Consider the following 16,981-nt stretch of genomic DNA (forward strand, 5'->3'; position numbering starts at 1 on the left):
GTCATTCCTCCCGGGGAGTGGTTGGCGCCTGGCCGACATCGTCGATCGGCGATTCGATCAGCGGCAGGCGAATGCGAACGGTTGTGCCGTCGTGCGGCGACGAGCAAATCATGATGCCGTAAGGGCTCCCAAAGCGGATGCGGATGCGTTCATGCACATTTTTCAATCCGACGCCCTTATGGTAATATTTTTTCGCTCCGGTCAGCGAATTTTCCGATAAGCTGCGCAGCGTTTCATTGTCGAAACCCAGGCCGTTGTCGATTACGTCAATCACGATGTTGGCGTGATATCTCCTTGCGCGAATCAACAGTTTGCCGACGCCGTGCATCGGCTCGATTCCGTGGTAGAGCGCGTTTTCCACGATCGGCTGGACAAACAGCTTTTGCGTCAATACGTTGCCGAGTTCCTCCGGCAAATCAATTTCGTATTCGAATTTGTCTTCAAATCGGAACTTCTGGATCGCAAGATAGTGCTTGACGTGTTCCATTTCCATGGACAGCGGAATCAACTCCGGACTGTCGCTGATGCTGATGCGCAGCAACCGGCCCAGGGACACGACCATTTTGCTGATTTCTTTGTTGCCGTGAATAATCGCCAACGAGTTGATCGACTCTAATGAATTGTAGATAAAATGAGGGTTGATTTGCGCCACCAGCGCCTGCATTTCCGCTTCCTTCTTGCGTTGTTGCTCCTGTTCGACGGTGCTGATCAATTCCTTGATTTGCCCGCTCATGCGATTGAATCCGTCAACCAGCATCGTGCTTTCGTCTTTCCCCAGTTTGATGTCGGATTTAACCGGGATGACCGGGTTGAAGATCCCTTGCTCGACCCGTTTCATGCCTTTTACCACGCGGCTGATCGCCTTTACCAGTTTCGATATGAACAAGAGGTCGAAGGCGAGGGCGGTTAAGAGGGAGAATGCCAACAGCGCCAGCGTGATATTGCGAATTTTCGCCGATTCGGAGCGCAGCGCGCGAAACGAGGTTTCCGCCACCAAATACCAATTCTCGTTAAAAGAAGGCACGACCGTAATAAAAGATTTTTCGCCTTGATACGTTTCGATATACGAGTTTTTCGCGTTTTGGCCGAAATGCAGCGGCAACCGGTCTTTGCCTCCAAAGTAACGGCCGGATTTGCTGAAAATAATATCTCCGTTTTTATTTACGAGCAAAATGTCCCCTTGTTTCAAAATGGAAGCTTCCCAAAACACTTGTTCCAAAATGTCGGGTTTGACAGTCAAAACCAGCATGCCGATATCTTCCAGCGAATAATAATCTTTCACGGTGCGGGCGAACGTGAGATAGCGCGGCTCGGCCAACGCGTCATTTTCATACGGGCCCAGCCACAGCGGTTTGCCGTTCAAATTTTTCATCTCTTTGTACCAGGGCTGCTTGACAATCACGCTGAAACTGCTTGTCAGCGCAGGATTGGTTGTGTACAGCAGGCGAGTTTTCGAATACAGCGAAAGCGAAATAATCCGGGGATGAGAAAGGAACAGGTTGTTTAATTCCTGTTCCTCGCTGTCGGAGATGGCGGAAATATCTCGTTTTAACATTTTTTGCACGACCGGCTGCACGATCCCGACATCGGTCACCGAGTTGATTTGATTTAAGGCGTAATTCAGTTTCCGGTCGGTTTCCTGAAGCGAAACTTTGTAAAAATCGCTCGTTTTCTTTTCGATCGTTTCGGAGAAGGTCAGGTAGGAAATGACCCCCAGCGCAATTACGGGAGCAAAGACTAGCATAATAATGGCGATCATGAATTTGCCTCTGAGCGTCATCGATCCCACATCCTCCGAATGCTTTCATCCAATTACAATTATTCGTTAAATTGTGACCTTTTTCAATACAAATCTCACAATTTACGCTTTTACAGCCCCGGAAGTCAGACCCGAAATGAACCAGCGGTTGAACAGCAAAAAGACGAGCAAAAGCGGAAGCGTAGCCGTAAACGTGGCCGCCATCACCATCCCGTAGTCGACGCCGTCGCGGTTGTACAACAACTGCCTGAGCGTCATTTGCAGCGTGAAATGCTCTTGCGATTTCAAAACGACAAGCGGCCACATAAAATCGTTCCAGACATACATAAAGGTGAAAATGCCAAGTGTGGACAATGCCGGAGTGATAATCGGCAAAATGATCCGCCAAAAGATGCGAAAATGGCTGCAGCCGTCGATGCGCCCTGCTTCGATCAGATCATTGCTCACCGCCGCTTCGATATATTGGCGCATCCAAAAGATGCCGAACGCGTTCACCATGCCGGGCACGATAATGGCTTTGAAATCGTCGATCCAATGCAGTTTGGCCATGATGATATAGTTGGGCAGCAAACTGAGCTGCTGCGGCACAAACAGTGTTCCGAGCACCAGAATGAACAAGCTTCGCTTCAGCGGAAATTCGTATTTGGCAAAGGCAAACCCCGCCAATGCGCAAAAGAACAAGACAAACACCGTCTCCAAAGAAGCGAGGATAAAGGAATTATACATTGAACGGAAAAATAAAATGCGCTCGATTACTTTTTCCATGTTGGTGAGCAACAGATTGCCCCACACAAGTTTTGGCGGAATATGGAACACGGCGCTGCGATCGTTCGTTCCGACGACAAACATCCAATAGAAAGGAAATGCCGACATAATGGCGCCCAGCCATAAGATCAAATACAAAATCGTTTTTTGTAAAAATCCCGGCTTTTCGCCGACTGCTACAGTATTCATTTCGCACCTCCCAAAGACGACCCGGAAGAGCCCAGTCTGTTCGTAATCATCAGGTTGATCAGCGAAAATATGATCGTAAACAGGAACAATACGACGGCGGTCGCGGCAGCCGTCCCGAAGTATGAATTGGTAAAGGCTTCGCGATACAGGTAGATGACCATCGTAATCCCTTCCGGCCGCGTCGCGCCCGTACCCGATGTTCCGAGAAAGACGAACGGCTCGGTAAACAACTGCAAGCTGCCGATCGTGGACGTCAAAATGGTAAACAGAATAAACGGTTTTAACAGCGGGATCGTGATTTTGAACAACGCGTCGCGCGAGTTTGCGCCGTCGATTTTGGCCGCTTCGTAAAGTTCCGGGGAAATGCTTTGCAATCCGGCCAGGTAAATGATGGCGTTATATCCGGTCCAGCGCCAAAAAATCATGACGGCAATCGCGATTTTGACCCCCCACCAGCCGGAGTTCCACGCCACGTCCGTCGTTACGCCCAACCAGTCAAGCAGCATGTTGGCCATGCCCTGATTGCTGAAAATGACGCTGAAAACCAGCGTTACCGCGACAATGGACGTAATATTCGGCAAAAAGTAGACGATCCTGAAAAAGTTCTTGAAGCGCACAATCGCCGAATTCAGCGCAACGGCGAGCAAAAGCGCGACAATCAGCTGCGGGACCGTGCCCATGATGCCCATGAGGATGGTGTTCATAAGCGATACCCAGAAGGTCGGGTCTTCAAAAATCAGGGCAAAGTTCTGGAACCCCACATATTTCATTGGCGAGATCGCGTTCCACTTGAAAAAGGACAAATAAAACGTGAAAAAAATCGGGTATACGCCAAAAATTAAAAACAGTATAAAGAAAGGCGAAATATATAAATAGGCTGTTGAAGCGGTGCGTCTGCGCTCGGTCCAAAACGGGCGCTTGGGCGGTTTGCCAACGTTAGCTGCCACTATAGTCTGACTCATGGTCCACCTCCGTAATACCTTGCAATGTAAAGGGCACGGCGGGTTTCCCCGCCGTGCATGTGAGCTGTGTCATTCCATAAGCTGCGCAAGCTTGCGGAATCAGCCGCCGCGTTTGACAATCTCTTTCGCTTGCTTGACCGCTTCGTCCCATTCCTTCGCCGGTTCGGCCTTCTTTTCTAGGACATTGCGCAAAGCGTTCTTGAAGATCGCGTCGATGGCGTCATGTTGCGGGCCGTAGTACATCGGTTTCACTTTTTGCGCCGCTGCCGCAAATTCCTGGGCAATCTTTTGATCGCCGTAGAAGCCGCTCGGATCTACGAAATCTTTGAATTCCTGTTCGTCGTAGATGGCCGGGATGGACGGGAACAACTGGTTCGTTTTGAAAGATTCCATCTGGTTTTCTTTGCTTACCATCCAGGAGATAAATGCAAACGCTTCTTTTGGATGTTTCGACTGTTTCGGAATTGTCAGGAACGATCCGCCCCAGTTGCCGGCGCCTTCAGGAAGCTGCGTAATCCGCCATTTGCCGGCAGTGTCGGGCGCGTTTCCTTTGATGACGCCGGACATCCAGGCGGGGGCGGGCATGACGGCGAAATCGCCGTTGTTTGTCGCTTGGCCCCATTCCGGAGACCACATCGGAGACGGGTTCACCCATCCTTCCTGAATGGCTTTAACCGTGTAATCAAACGCTTTTTTCACTTGCGGATTCGTATCGCCGATAAACGAGCCGTCGGCTTTGCTCAGGTAAATTTCTCCGTCGGATTGATCGCGCAGCGCGTTGTGCAACAAATCGGTTGTATCAACGAAATATTTGCCGGTTTTTTCGTGGTATTGTTTGGCGGCTGCCGCGAATTTATCCCAGGTGTCGAGAGCCGCCGCCAATCCTGCCGGATCGGCGGGAAGTCCCGCCGCCTGGACCAAATCCTGGCGGTAGTACAAAACGGTCGGTCCGATATCGGTCGGCAGGCCAAGCTGGAAGCTGCCGTCTTTGGAAGACGCTTGCTGCCATTTCCAGTCCAGATAGTTTCCTTTCAGATCTTGCGCGCCCAAATCATTCAGGTTGTAGAAGTTGTCTGTCGCAGCCAGAAATTTTTCCATGAAGCCGATTTCCAGCATGAAGATGTCCGGAGCGCCGGAACCGGCGGAAATGGCTGTCAGCATATTGTTGTGGTGAGCCGTTTGGTCGCCGGTATTTTGCACTTTCACTTGAATGTCGGGATGATCCGCATTCCATTTGTCAACCAGTGTTTCATACCCGTTGTTGCCCAATGTCCAGAACGTAAGTTCAATTTTCTCCTTGGGCGCATCCGTTTGCGCCGCGCCTTGCGTCGATTGCGGGGAATTGTCGTTTGCTTCTGTCCCCCCTTTCTTTCCGCTGCAAGCCGCCAGTGCGAAAACAAGCGCGACCGACAGCAGCAAGAACAAACTCTTGCGAAATGTTGCCATGTGCGAAACCCCTTTCGTATCAATGGATTTTTGATTGCGTGCATGATCATCTTAAAAGATTCGGTCTGAAAAATAGAGGCGGCGATTCTATTTTTTGCGGTTGAAATTTTTATTCCCGCCATCTCAAAACATAACCGCAAAGGCCAAGCATATGTATAGTTACGGGACGAAATACAAGCAGCATTCCCTGCTGAAATTCGGGAGGAACAAATGATAAGAGCACTATCCGTACCGATCATTGCCGTATTGGCAGCCGCATCTGTCATGTTGCCGCATCCGGCCGCCGCCGCGCCCCAAAAACCGGTCGTCCACGCCGAGGCGGCGGCGCTGATCGATGTCACTTCGGGCAGATTGCTCTACAGCCTGAACGGGGAAAAACAAATGCGCATCGCGTCGCTAACGAAAATCATGACAGCCATTGTGGCGATTGAAGCGGGCGATTTGGCGGATAAGGTAAAAGTGGGGGCGAAAGCTTACGGCGTCGAGGGCTCTTCCGTCTATTTAAAGCGCGGCGAGGAAATCAGTCTGGAAAATTTGCTGTACGGCTTGATGCTGCGTTCGGGAAACGATGCGGCTGTCGCGATTGCCGAGCATGTCGGCGGGTCGGTTGACGGATTCGTGAAAATGATGAACGACAAGGCGCAAGAGATCGGGATGCGGCATACCCATTTTGCCAATCCGCACGGATTGGACGCGCCCGATCATTATTCCACCGCCGCCGATTTGGCCAGACTGGCCGCGTATGCGCTCCATAACGCGACCTTTCGCAACATTGTGAAGACGAAGTTGAAAACCGTTCCGGATCCGGGGCAGCCTTGGGACCGCACCTGGATCAACAAAAACAAAATGCTGTCGCTCTATGAAGGAGCGGATGGCGTGAAAACGGGCTACACGAAAAAAGCGGGGCGTTGCCTCGTATCATCCGCGACCAGGGGAGGGCAGCAACTGGCCGTCGTCACGCTCAACGATCCGGTCGATTGGGCGGACCATCGCATATTGCTGGATTACGGGTTGGCCAACTATCCGTTGCGGGAAATCGTCGCGGCGGGGCAGCCGGTCAAAAACACCGGCTACATAGCGGCAAAATCGTTTCGGTATCCGCTGCGCCACGATGAAGAAGGCGCCTTGTCTTACCGGATTAACCGGCATGCGGCCCAATCGTTATCCTATAGGCTGGGATGGCGCGGAAATGTGGAGATCAGGTTGCACGGCGAAACGATCGGGATTGTGCCGCTTATACCCGCCGCCGACACGTCCGCCGCCGAAGCAAATGCGGCGCGCGCATCGGTTAGCGGACGCGCTTTGTCCGCATATATGCGCGCGCTCAGGATGCTGATCACGTTTCAGGAAAGCGAATAATCAGGATCAAGCGAAAGGGGAGGCATGCATGGTCAACGTCATTTGGCTGTTGTTTATCGTGATCGGCATCGTGTTTGCCGCCGCCAAAGGTGACATCAGTCTGGCGACAAACGCCGTTTTCGAAGGCGCGAAGACGGGTGTTACGGTGAGCTTCGGCTTGATCAGCATTTTGGTGTTTTGGCTCGGGATGATGAAAATCGCCGAAGATGCCGGACTGTTGGCCGTTATCGGCAAAATGCTGAGCCCCTTCATCCGCCTCTTGTTCCCCGGCGTTCCCGCAAACCATCCGGCGTTGGGCTATATTTTGTCGAATATGAGCGCGAATATTCTGGGGCTGGGCAACGCCGCCACGCCGATGGGCATCAAGGCGATGCAGGAGTTGCAAAAACTGAATCCGCAAAAAGACACGGCAAGCCCCGACATGTGCACGCTTTTGGCGATCAATACGGCGAGCATTACGCTGATTCCGACAACGCTCATCGCGATTCGCCTGAATTTTCATTCGGCGAATCCGACGGAGATTGTCGGCACCACGCTTGCGGCCACATTCCTGTCCACGACGGCGGCGATTTTGCTCGACAGGTGGTACAGGCGTGTGCACGGAGCGCCGCAAACACCGAAGGGGTGATTGCCTTGCTGTCCGTCATTACGGCGATTTCGGCATGGGCAATTCCGGTTGTTTTGGTGTTTATTCCTTTATATGCGGCCGCGAAAAAAGTACCCGTTTACGAGTCGTTTGTCGACGGCGCCAAAGACGGTTTCGACACGGCCGTCCGCATTATCCCGCATTTGGTCGGCATGATGGTCGCAATCAGCGTGTTCCGCGCTTCCGGCGCCATGGAATGGCTGATCGGGCTGTTCCGGCCGTTTCTGGAAAATTGGGGCGTGCCCGGGGAAGTGCTGCCGCTTGCCGTGCTTCGCCCGATCACCGGCGCGGGCAGTTTGGCGTTCACCGCCGATTTGATCAAACAATTCGGGCCGGACTCCATGATCGGGCGCATGGCCTCGACAATCCAGGGAAGCACGGACACAACCCTCTATGTGCTGACGGTTTATTTTGGCGCCGTCGGCATCCGCAAAACCCGCTACGCTTTGAAAGTCGGCCTCCTCTCCGATCTGGTCGGCTTTATCTCCGCTGTCGCCGTATGCCTGCTCGCGTTCTCCTGATTCTGCGCCATTTTTTCCCGGTTGATGAACTTGTGATTTCTCCTGTTGATGGCTATCATGAAAGTGTAATCGAAAATTTGCGTTGAGGAGAACATGCACGATCAATGGAACGATTGCAAAAAGTGATGGCGCAAGCGGGGATCGCCTCCCGCCGCAAGTGCGAGGAAATGATCACAGCCGGCAGGGTTACGGTAAACGGCGAAACGGTCACGGCGCTTGGCAGCAAAGTCGATCCGGCCGCGGATGAAATCAGGGTCGACGGCAGGCTGCTCGATAAAGAAAAATTTGTATACTACATGTTTCACAAGCCCAAAGGCGTGATCACCAGCATGTCCGACCCGCAAGGGCGAAAAACCGTATCCGACTATATCCGGGGCGTGAAGGAACGGGTGTTTCCCGTCGGGCGGCTCGATTACGACACCGAGGGCCTGTTGCTTTTGACGAACGATGGCGAATTGGCGAACCGCCTGTTGCACCCGAGCCGTCACGTCAAAAAAACATATATCGCGACGGTCGAGGGCATTCCCCACGGGGACAAGCTGGAGAAATTGGCGAACGGCATCAAGTTGCAGGACGGCATGACCAAGCCCGCCGAAGTTGAATATCGCGACGTAAATCTGGAAAAAAACCAAGCGACGATCATCATCTCCATAACGGAAGGGCGCAATCGCCAGGTACGGCGCATGTTTGAAGCGATCGGACACCCGGTCAGGCTGTTGAAGCGCGTCGGATTCGGGCCGCTGCTATTGGAAGGCGTGCCGCGCGGCAAATACCGGAAACTCACGCCGGAAGAAATAGCCGGCTTGCAGCAAGCGGAAGATTCCCTGTTGCCCTGACACAAACATTTCACAAACTTGGTTGGGAGTAAAAAAATTTTTCGCTATAATGAAGGTAGTTGTGAATATTTAATATTGTTCTAAAAGGAAATACACCGAAGCGGGTGATGCGGGTCATGAATCGGAACAAGGCGGTGCAAATCATCATATTGCTCGCGGTTTTGGCGGTAGGCGGGATCACGATCGCAAGCGGCGCGTTTTCCGCCAACAGTTCGGTTCCGAAAGCGGGCGATATGGCGCCCGAGTTCACGTTGGCGGGTCTGGACGGAGCGGATCACAGCCTCTCCGATTACCGCGGCAAAGCGGTCATGATCAATTTTTGGGGAAGCTTTTGCCCACCGTGCGTAAGAGAAATGCCGGCCATTCAAAAACAATATGAAAAAACAGCCGGCGCCGATTTTACGGTGTTGGGCATCAACCTGGATGAAAGCGTCGTTACGGTGAAGAGCTTTATCAATCAGCACGGCGTCACGTTTCCGATCTTGCTCGATAAAGATACCGTGCGCGAGCGGTATGGCGTCACCGCGTTCCCGACGACATTTTTCCTTGACAAAAAAGGCAAAATTATGGTCCGCCATGAGGGTGAAATGAGCGAGGATTTTATCAAAGCCACGTTGGCGAAATTATTGGCGGACTAATTGCCCGTACAGTCTGGCGACAGAAGGGAGTTTGGCCGGCGCGTGGTCTTCGAAAATACTAAATGCGAATGCGGGCATCAAAATCCTGCGGGAACCGTGCTTTGCGAAAGTTGCGGCAAACCGTTGCAGGAGCATGCCGGGCAAAAACTGCTGGAAATGCGTTATGACGGAGTGGCGCGCCGTTCGCAAAAAGCGAATCCGAACATCATCGACCGTATCTGGAATTTCTTTTCATCGGTTCGAAACGCCGTCATCATCATTGTCATTACGCTGGTCGGCGCTTCGCTGGGGACGGTTTATCCGCAGGAAAACACATTTATTCATTTTGATCCGTCCGTTTACTACAAAGAAACATATGGCACGCTTGGCGAAATCTATTATTTGCTCGGACTTTCGCACACGTATACTTCCTGGTGGTTCAAGACGCTCTTGGTGATGCTCGGAGCGTCGCTTGTAATTTGCAGCCTCGATCGCGTGGTGCCTTTGTACCGCGCGCTCAACAAGCAAAAAATCCGGAAGCATCGTGAATTTATCCAGCGGCAGCGCGTGACGTATATGGGGCCGATTCCCGCCGGGGTGAGCGACCGGGCCTGGGTGGAAAAGTTCGCGGAAATATTGCGGAAAAAGCGTTTCCGCGTGCGCATGGACGGCTCCGCGCTGTTGGCCGAAAAAAACCGGTTCAGCCGTTGGGGGCCGTACATCAACCATTGCGGGCTGATCATCTTTTTGCTCGCGGTATTGCTGCGCGGCGTGCCCGGCTGGTACATGGATGAGTACGTCAATGTGTTGGAAGGCGATACCGTTCCGATTCCGGGAACGCCTTATTTTGTGCAAAACAAGCAGTTTACGGCAGAATATTATTCCGCTGCGGAACTGCCCGAGAAATTCCGCGATGAACAGCGCTATGTGCCGAAGTTGTTTCGCACGGAGGCGGTGTTGTACAAATGTACGGCAAACTGCGGCGATCCGGCAAAGAAACCGGTGCTGACCAAAGTCAAAGAAGGCGATATCGAGGTTAACCACCCGTTGAGCTATAAAGGGATGAAGCTGTACCAGATTGATTTCAGCCAAACGCCGCAAATTGTCAGCATCGATACTTTTTTAACCGACCAAACGACCGGGAAATCGTACGGCCCGTTTACGCTTTCGATGAAAAATCCGCAGGAAAGCTACGATGTCGGGCCCTATCATTTGGAACTGAAAAGTTATTTTCCCGATTTCGCGATAAACGAACAAAAAAAGCCCTATACGAAGTCGAACAATCCGAATGCTCCGGCGTTTGTGTTTCTGGTGACCGGACCCGGCATCGCGCAAACGGGCGAAATCTATATTTATTTTCCGTTGCCGCAAGATCAAGAGCGCTTCAGCCAGGACAAGCTGAACGGCGATTTCGGCAAAAAAATCGCCATAGACGCCAAATCGATGGACGATGTGCGGATCGCGTTGTACACGAGTTTGCTAAACGCGCATGTGGAACGGGCGATTCCTTACATTTTTAGCGGCGCGATCATTTTCATAATCGGCGTGGCGATGGGAGTATATTGGCAGCACAGACGCGTCTGGCTTACCGTAGAAGACGGCGCTTTGCTGCTCGGGGCACATACGAATAAAAACTGGATCGGGTTAAGAAGAGAGGTTGCCGCGATGCTCGGCAAATCGGGCATCGCCGTGAAGCCGAAACAGTTGGAAAACGGAGGCGAACAACGTTGAATTGGTTGGCATTTAGCAGCCAGGCGCTGCTCATCGCATTTGTAATGTATTGTCTGGCATTCATTTCGTTTGTCATTGCCATTGCCGGAAGCCGCTTCAACAACCGCGAGCCGGAAAAACACCGCAAGCGTTGGGGGAATTTCGCATTTTTTCTTATTGTTGTCGGTTTTGCGGCGCAGGTCGTTTATTTCTTCGCCCGTTGGGCAGGCGGGGGACACGTGCCGACCAGCAACATGTTTGAGTTTATGACTTTTCTTGGCATGATGATTATGGCGGCGTTTATTGTCATTTACCTGTTTTACCGCGCGCCGTTGTTGGGAGTGTTTGCGGCGCCGGTCGGCATCATCATTTTGGCTTACGCGGCGGTATTTCCGAAAGAAGTGCAGCCGCTTATTCCCGCTCTGCAAAGCTATTGGCTCTATATTCATGTGACGACCGCCGCGTTGGGAGAAGCTTTTTTCGCCGTCGGTTTCGCCGCCGGCCTGATGTATTTGCTGTGCACGGTCAATTATCGGGACAGCGGCAAAATTGCGCGCCGCGAGCGCTTTTGGTTGGAAATGTCGTTGTTTGTCATCCTTATCGTGGTCGGCTTTATCGCAGATATTTTCGGTTTTCGGGCCGCCGGCTACGAAGCGGAATTCGTGCAGCAAGTGGTTACGGTTGACCAGAACGGACAACCCCAAACGGTCGAGCAAAAAGTCGAATATACACTGCCTGCGCTCGTCAAGCCGTATAACAGCGAAAAAACGCACATGGACGCCTTCCTGGGGATGAATGACGCGCTGTTTGCCGCGCCGGGCTGGATGAAAGGCGTCAATGCCGGACGCAAACTGAATACGATTCTGTGGGCAATCATCACCGGAGCGCTTTTGTACGCCTTGCTTCGCCTTGTTTTGCGCAAGCCGGTCGGAGCGTCGTTTGGCGGCATCATGAACGGGATCGACCCCGATGACCTCGATGAAATCTGCTATCGGGCGATCGCCATCGGCTTTCCCATTTATACGTTGGGCGCGCTGGTCTTTGCCATGATATGGGCGCAAGAAGCGTGGGGCAGGTTTTGGGGCTTTGATCCGAAAGAAACATGGGCGCTTATCACCTGGTTGTTTTACACGTTGTTTTTGCATTTGCGCCTGTCCCGCGGGTGGCAGGGAAAAAAATCATCCTGGCTTGCGGTCATCGGGTTTATTGTCGTCATGTTTACGCTGATTGGCGTTAATCTGATTATCGCCGGACTTCATTCGTATGCCGGTGTGTAAAGCTCCGGCTGTGCTATGTCCGGCGGCCTCATGTAGGGCAACCCATTCCAAGAACGGGAGTTGAGGAGATGGACGAAAAATTGAAGCGCATTCTGGTTGTGGACGATGAAGAAAGGATTCGCCGTTTGCTGCGCATGTATCTGGAGAAGGAAGGGTTCCAGATCGATGAAGCGGAAGACGGCGAAACGGCGCTGCGCAAGGCGATAGCCGAGGATTTTGCGTTGATTTTGCTTGATTTGATGTTGCCGGGTATGGACGGCATGGAAGTATGCACAAGGCTGCGCCAGGTCAAAGCAACGCCGGTCATCATGTTGACCGCAAAAGGGGAAGAAGCAAACCGGGTGCATGGCTTTGAAGCGGGCACCGACGATTACGTTGTCAAGCCGTTCAGCCCGCGGGAAGTCATATACCGGGTCAAGGCGATTTTGCGCCGGTCCTCGGCTACGGCTTTTCTTTCCCGCCAGGATGGTTCGAGCAACGTGATCGTATTTCCGCACCTGACGATTGAACATGATGCGCACCGGGTTACGGTCGCGGGACAGGAAGTCAGCCTGACGCCGAAAGAATATGAATTGTTGCATTACCTGGCTTCCTCGCCCGATAAAGTGTTTTCCCGGGAAGATTTGCTGAAGGACGTATGGAATTATGAATTTTTCGGCGATTTGCGCACTGTGGACACGCATGTGAAGCGGTTGCGCGAAAAGTTGAATAAAGTTTCCGCCGAGGCCGCGGCGATGATCACGACTGTATGGGGCGTCGGCTACAAGCTCGAGGTGCCGAAATAAGTGGCGATCTGGCGAAGTGTTGTAGGCAAACTGTGGCTGACGATCATTGCGCTGGTGGCGCTGGTTTTGATCATATTGGGCAGCTTTCTGTTGGAATACATCGATATGACGTTTTCCAACGCGGACCAAATCAAAAGGCTGTTTATTTATGTGGGGATTATCGGTTTTTTTCTGACTACCTTTTTTGCCTTTTTTTTATCAACCCGCATCACGCGTCCGCTTGTGCAAATGAAAGAAGCGGCGGATATGATCTCAATGGGGCGATATGGCATTCGGGTGCCGGTTTCCTCGCAGGATGAAATCGGCGAATTGGCCAAGACGCTGAACCATATGGCCACGAAACTGCAGGCCACCGTCCATGACCTCAGCATGGAAAAAGAACATTTGGCCGGGATTTTGCGCAGCATGACGGACGCCGTCATTACATTCAGCGTCGAGGGAAACGTGATTTTGGCCAACCCGCAGGGACAAAAAATACTGCGCGATTGGCATTCGCTGTTATGGGAGCAGGAGGCGTCGCCGGATGAGCAGTTGGGACAAGTGCCGGCGCCGTTAAGAGTTCCGTTCGAGACGGCGGTTACACACTCGCGGGATACAATAAGCAAGGTCAATGTGCTGAACGGCGTTTGGTCGGTGGCCATGACGCCGCTATACTCCGGCGGTCCGATTCACGGCGCCGTCGCGGTGTTGCGGGATGTCACCGAAGAGCATCGGTTGGAGAAACTGCGCAAAGATTTTGTGGCCAACGTTTCGCACGAACTGCGCACGCCGATTTCCATGCTGCAGGGATACAGCGAAGCGCTGCTTGACGATATTGCCGCCACTCCCGAGGAACGCAACGAACTGGTTCAAGTCATTTACGACGAGTCTTTGCGCATGGGGCGTCTGGTCAAGGATTTGCTGGACCTGGCGCGCATGGAAGCCGGGCATCTGGAACTAAATTTCGGCAAGGTGGATTTGCGCGTCCTCTTGTCCCGCGTGAACCGGAAATTCAGCGTGATGTGCAAAGAGAAAGGAATCCGTTTGGAGCTTGCCGTAGCGGACGGCGAATTCGTTTGCCAGCATGCCGATGAAGACAGGCTGGAGCAAGTTTTGACCAATCTGCTGGATAATGCCGTGCGCCATACGCCGTCCGGCAAGGCGATCACGATCCGCTTGAAGCCGGATACGCTCCATCACGCGGAAGCGATCTTGCTGGAAATTGCCGATGAAGGGCAGGGCATTCCCGCACAGGATGTGCCTTACGTGTTTGAGCGGTTCTATAAAGCGGACAAAGCGCGGACGCGGGGGAATTCGTCCGGAGGCACCGGATTGGGGCTTGCGATCGTCAAAAATATTGTGGAAGCGCATCAAGGGCAAGTAAGCGTAACGAGTACGGAACATGTCGGAACGACCTTTTCGGTCAAAATTCCGGTCAAAGAGCAGCGCAAGGGCAAATAGGCGCAAATATGGGTGGGCTGCGGATTTTGGCAAATCATGCCGCTTGCTGTGGAATGGTCGCGTTTAATCTTGTTGCCCGTGAAACAAAAACCGTCCGGTCAAATGGCCGGACGGTTTTCGTGTGCCAACATTACAGCGCGACTTGCTTGATTTTGACAATTTCCGCCGCCGATTGGGCAAGGTTGCGCAGCAGCTCCAGGGGAGCGGCCTTGTCAATCGTCAGCACCATGACGGCGGCGCCGCCGACAATTTTCCGGCCAACTTGCATCGTCGCAATATTGACGTCGTTGTTGCCCAGCGCCGTTCCGATTTTGCCGACGATACCGGGCTTGTCGTGATGGGATACGAGCAGCAGGTTGCCTTCCGGCACAACATCGACGGGGTATTGGTCGATTTGCACGATGCGCGCGCCGTAGCCGTTCAACAGCGTGCCGGAAACGGAGCGCTCCTCTTTGTTCGTTTTTACCGAGACGGTAATCAGATTGGTAAAGCCTTTGGAAGACGAAGTCTTTTGCTCGACAATGCGGACATCGCGGGATTTAGCCAGATGCATGGCGCTCACAATATTGACTTCCGAGCCGTAGGCCGGCGACAAAACGCCTTTGACCACATATCGGGTGAGCGGCGCAACGTCCGTATCCGCCAACTCGCCGGAAGTGCTGATATGCACCTCCTGCACGGGGCCGTCGATAACTTGCGCCAGCAACGCGCCCATTTTCTCGGCAAGCGTAAAATACGGCTGCAGCTTTTTCAATACGTTCGGCGCCACGGGCGGAATGTTCACCGCGTTTTTAAACGGCTCATCCCGCAAAATATGCAGCACTTCTTCGGAAACGTCGACGGCGACGTTTTCCTGCGCCTCCACCGTGGAAGCGCCCAAATGGGGCGTGACGATGATCTTGGGATGGTGCAAAAACGGATGGTCCGCTGCCGGCGGTTCCTGCTCAAATACGTCAAAAGCGGCGCCGGCCACAATGCCCGCGTCGATTGCTTCCACGAGCGACTTTTCGTTGACGAGGCCGCCTCTTGCGCAGTTGATAATCCGCACGCCTTTTTTCATGATGGCAAATTGCGGCTTGTCGATCATGTTGCGGGTTTCATTCGTTAAAGGCGTATGCAGGGTAATGAAATCCGCCTTGGCGCAAATTTCGTCGACGGAACTCAGTTTGACGCCCAGCTTTTCGGCGCGTTCCTCGCTCAAATACGGGTCAAACCCGATTACATCCATCCCGAACGCTTTGGCGCGTTTGGCCACCTCGCTGCCGATTCGTCCCATGCCGATAATGCCCAGCGTTTTGTTGCGCAGCTCCACGCCCACGAACGATTTGCGGTCCCACACGCCTTCGCACGTCTTGCGGTAAGCTTGCGGAATATGGCGGGATACGGCCATCAACATCGCGAAAGCGTGCTCGCAAGTCGAAACCGTATTGCCGTCAGGCGCATTGATGACGATGATGCCTTTTTCCGTGGCGGCCTGCAGGTCGATATTGTCGACGCCGACGCCGGCGCGGCCGATTACTTTCAGCTTGGCGGCGGCATCCATAATTTTTGCGGTTACTTTTGTTTGGCTGCGGACAAGCAGCGCGTCGTAATCGCCGATAATCTCGATCAACTGCTCTTCGGACAAGCCGGTCTTTTTCTCTACCGTAACATCCGGCGCGTCGGTCAACTGCTGGATCCCCATGTCGCTGATCGGGTCCGATACAAGAACTTTGAACATAAAATGGTTCCTCCTAATCCTTTTTGTCAACAAAAAAACTCTCAACCTCACACGTCTGGCGTATGAAGGGACGAGAGTTGTTTCGTGGTGCCACCCTTTTTCGCAATCCGTTCGCACGAACTGCCTTAGCCGGTCAAATGACCGCAACGTTAACGGGGTTACCGTTCGCACCTATTTCCTTGACAACCATAGTTGCCATAAGCTTGTTTCAGTGCGACAACTCAGGAATGCTCCGCATGCCTGCACCACCGGTTTGCACCGACCACCGGCTCTCTGGAAGGCTTTTTCGCATGCTTGGTTCCGTCATCGTTATTTTCGCGATGTATGCTTGTTTTTTCATAATGGTACACTGCGAAAGCCCGCAATGTCAATAGCAAAAAGCTTGCTGTTAACGATTGTTAACCGTATCGTTATAGCGCTTTACGCAATCGTCATAAAGCTGTTGCGCGAACGCCGCGTCTTTCCAGCCTTCGATGATCGTCTTCTTGTTTTCAAGATCTTTATAGACCTGGAAAAAGTGGGCGATCTCTTTCAGCTTGTGCTGCGGGATGTCTTTTAGGGAATTGACTTCCCGCCAACGCGGATCATGCACCGGCACCGCCAGCAGCTTCTCGTCCTGGCCTTTATCGTCGGACATGATCAGCACGCCGATCACGCGGGATTCGATCACGCAGCCCGGGAACGTCGGGAAGGTGGTCAGCACCAGAATGTCAAGCGGGTCGCCGTCCAGCGCCAGCGTATTTTCCAGATATCCATATTCCGTCGGATAATGCATCGGCGAATACAGGACACGGTCAAGCACAAACGCTTTTTTCTCTTTATCGAATTCGTATTTGTTTTGGCTGCCTGTCGGAATTTCGATAAAAGCGTCAACTATCAGGTTGGACATGAACGTTGCCTCCTATTAATTCTAAGTAAACCACGGGGAATTCATGTTCATAATCAACAT

The 16,981-nt window shown here is 52.7% G+C and carries 15 protein-coding genes and 1 other annotated feature; of the genes, 9 read left to right on the plus strand and 6 right to left on the minus strand.

From position 1 onward, the window contains the following. Position 1 precedes the first annotated feature (1 nt). The 4 genes from VF260_10385 to VF260_10400 all read right to left on the minus strand — a co-directional run bounded on the left by VF260_10385 (position 2) and on the right by VF260_10400 (position 5,121). On the minus strand, positions 2 to 1,780 hold the full coding sequence (locus VF260_10385) for a sensor histidine kinase (GenBank protein ID HEX7057583.1): 1,779 nt from the start codon (positions 1,778 to 1,780) through the stop codon (positions 2 to 4). 81 nt (positions 1,781 to 1,861) lie between these two features. Beyond that, positions 1,862 to 2,713, minus strand: a complete 852-nt coding sequence (locus VF260_10390; protein HEX7057584.1) for a carbohydrate ABC transporter permease — start codon at positions 2,711 to 2,713, stop codon at positions 1,862 to 1,864. After that, positions 2,710 to 3,675, minus strand: coding sequence for a sugar ABC transporter permease (locus tag VF260_10395; protein ID HEX7057585.1), 966 nt, complete (start codon positions 3,673 to 3,675; stop codon positions 2,710 to 2,712). The genes VF260_10390 and VF260_10395 overlap by 4 nt, the downstream gene beginning before the upstream one ends. Before the next feature lie 99 nt (positions 3,676 to 3,774). Continuing rightward, positions 3,775 to 5,121, minus strand: a complete 1,347-nt coding sequence (locus VF260_10400) for an extracellular solute-binding protein (protein HEX7057586.1) — start codon at positions 5,119 to 5,121, stop codon at positions 3,775 to 3,777. Positions 5,122 to 5,385: 264 nt separating this feature from the next. Here VF260_10400 and VF260_10405 point away from each other — a divergent pair, with 264 nt between their 5' ends. The 9 genes from VF260_10405 (at position 5,386) to VF260_10445 (ending at position 14,312) form a co-directional block, all read left to right on the plus strand. Then, on the plus strand, positions 5,386 to 6,480 hold the full coding sequence (locus VF260_10405; protein HEX7057587.1) for a D-alanyl-D-alanine carboxypeptidase family protein: 1,095 nt from the start codon (positions 5,386 to 5,388) through the stop codon (positions 6,478 to 6,480). A 28-nt stretch (positions 6,481 to 6,508) separates the two neighbouring features. Then, positions 6,509 to 7,108, plus strand: coding sequence for a nucleoside recognition domain-containing protein (locus VF260_10410; GenBank protein HEX7057588.1), 600 nt, complete (start codon positions 6,509 to 6,511; stop codon positions 7,106 to 7,108). Positions 7,109 to 7,113: 5 nt separating this feature from the next. Further along, positions 7,114 to 7,647 (plus strand): spore maturation protein, encoded by a 534-nt coding sequence (locus tag VF260_10415; GenBank protein ID HEX7057589.1) that lies wholly within the window; start codon positions 7,114 to 7,116, stop codon positions 7,645 to 7,647. 104 nt (positions 7,648 to 7,751) lie between these two features. Next, a complete protein-coding gene (locus tag VF260_10420; protein ID HEX7057590.1) occupies positions 7,752 to 8,483 on the plus strand; it encodes a pseudouridine synthase in 732 nt (243 codons plus the stop codon). Between the two features lie 116 nt (positions 8,484 to 8,599). Continuing rightward, entirely contained in the window at positions 8,600 to 9,121 is a 522-nt protein-coding gene (locus VF260_10425; GenBank protein HEX7057591.1) for a redoxin domain-containing protein, read from the plus strand. A 42-nt stretch (positions 9,122 to 9,163) separates the two neighbouring features. Next, on the plus strand, positions 9,164 to 10,831 hold the full coding sequence (locus tag VF260_10430; GenBank protein HEX7057592.1) for a cytochrome c biogenesis protein ResB: 1,668 nt from the start codon (positions 9,164 to 9,166) through the stop codon (positions 10,829 to 10,831). Then, a complete protein-coding gene (gene ccsA, locus VF260_10435) occupies positions 10,828 to 12,087 on the plus strand; it encodes a cytochrome c biogenesis protein CcsA (GenBank protein HEX7057593.1) in 1,260 nt (419 codons plus the stop codon). The genes VF260_10430 and ccsA overlap by 4 nt, the downstream gene beginning before the upstream one ends. A 68-nt stretch (positions 12,088 to 12,155) precedes the next feature. Continuing rightward, complete coding sequence (locus VF260_10440; protein ID HEX7057594.1) at positions 12,156 to 12,872, plus strand: response regulator transcription factor; 717 nt, start codon at positions 12,156 to 12,158, stop codon at positions 12,870 to 12,872. Continuing rightward, positions 12,873 to 14,312: an ATP-binding protein gene (locus VF260_10445; GenBank protein HEX7057595.1), complete on the plus strand. Its 1,440-nt coding sequence runs from the start codon at positions 12,873 to 12,875 to the stop codon at positions 14,310 to 14,312. 130 nt (positions 14,313 to 14,442) lie between these two features. Here the strand turns inward: VF260_10445 and serA are convergent, their stop codons facing one another. Next, on the minus strand, positions 14,443 to 16,032 hold the full coding sequence (gene serA / locus VF260_10450) for a phosphoglycerate dehydrogenase (protein HEX7057596.1): 1,590 nt from the start codon (positions 16,030 to 16,032) through the stop codon (positions 14,443 to 14,445). 63 nt (positions 16,033 to 16,095) lie between these two features. After that, positions 16,096 to 16,348: a binding site (T-box leader), on the minus strand. Positions 16,349 to 16,420: 72 nt separating this feature from the next. Further along, positions 16,421 to 16,921 (minus strand): inorganic diphosphatase, encoded by a 501-nt coding sequence (locus VF260_10455; protein ID HEX7057597.1) that lies wholly within the window; start codon positions 16,919 to 16,921, stop codon positions 16,421 to 16,423. Positions 16,922 to 16,981: the final 60 nt, after the last annotated feature.

The organism is Bacilli bacterium (assembly GCA_036381315.1).
Taxonomy (GTDB): domain Bacteria; phylum Bacillota; class Bacilli; order Paenibacillales; family KCTC-25726; genus DASVDB01.